The organism is Oleiphilus sp. HI0125 (assembly GCF_001635355.1).
Genome location: NZ_LWGF01000926.1, coordinates 1 through 1,255, shown reverse-complemented (window position 1 = coordinate 1,255; position 1,255 = coordinate 1). Strand labels below are relative to the sequence as shown.

Annotated in this window: 2 protein-coding genes; both read left to right on the top strand. The window is 49.0% G+C overall.

Going from position 1 to position 1,255, the window contains the following annotated elements:
* Positions 1-530, top strand: a 530-nt coding sequence (locus tag A3762_RS16055) for a lycopene cyclase family protein (RefSeq protein ID WP_231878833.1), incomplete at its 5' end; no start/stop codon positions are given.
* Positions 431-1,255: Brp/Blh family beta-carotene 15,15'-dioxygenase (locus tag A3762_RS16050; RefSeq protein WP_197469308.1), on the top strand; the 825-nt coding region annotated here is incomplete at its 3' end. The genes A3762_RS16055 and A3762_RS16050, both read left to right, overlap by 100 nt.

Here is a 1,255-nt window from a genome sequence, read left to right as displayed (position 1 = left end):
GCTTTACACAGCATATGGTTGACCCGGAGATACTTCAGACCAAAATAGAGATATGGATGACGCAATATGGCTTAGCGCCAGCTCAATGCATTCGTCATGAAGAGGGCGTTTTACCGATGGGACGCGTCAATTCTGGTCATACATCCTGGCCACGCGCCGGCCTCGCTGCTGGCGCATTGCGCGCCTCTTCCGGTTATGGTTTTTTAGCGATGCAGCACTGGGCGGCAGCGACGGCCGAACAGTGGATTCGTACGGGCCGTCTTGAAACCGTTGATACTTATCATCCGAGCGTTCGATTCCTCGACGCTTTGTTTATCAAGGTGCTGATTAATCAACCAAGATTAGGGGGTGATATATTAAGTCAAGTGGCTCGGGCGCTGCCTGATGACGGCTTTGCCCGCTTTATGGCTGGCGAGGCGAGCGTAAAAGATTGGCTAAATGTCATCATGGCAATGCCCAAAATCCCCTTTATTCAGGCGCTCTGTCAGCCGCGCGGATTCATCAATTCAGGCGGAGCAAAAAAATGCTAATCGCCAATAAAAAAGTACAAACAAATGCCCAAGGCAATGCCATCAATACCTGCGGTCCCTACCTACTGATTAGCGCTCTGGCAATCGCACTACAACTCCTTCCGAGCGATCTATCGTTATATATTTTAGTGGGCCTCGTCATTGTTTATGGGCTGCCCCATGGCTTACTTGATCCATGGATCTTCGATCAAAACATTCATCAGCGTAAAACACGTTTCATAAGATTTAGCAGCCTCTATCTTTTGCTTTGCATGCTGGCGTTTGGGCTTTGGCTCGCGCTGCCCACTTTATCGTTATGCCTATTTTTAGCGCTTTCCTCTTGGCATTTTGGCGAAGATGTGGAAACCAATAAGGAGCCATACGCTCACTACTTACGTGCGCTCTATGGTGCCAGCATCATTGCCTTTCCCTTTGTTTGGCACACGCAAGAAAGTGTGGCGATTTTAGCGCAATTGGGGGTTTCAGCCTCAGAAACGAGTGCGTTTATCATTGCCACAGGTTTGGTGAGCTTGGCGGCATTCATCAACCTGTTTACCGTATTTACCCGACCATTTCGTCTCGAATGGCTGTTTTTGCTCACACTCTCGTATGCCTGTCATCCGTTTGCATATTTTGCGCTGTATTTCTGCTGTTTACATAGTCACCGTCACATACGCCATTATGCAAAATACCTTGCCGCCGCTCGAAGTGACTTAAAAGCACCCTTGGGGCGCTTGTTCGTGCTG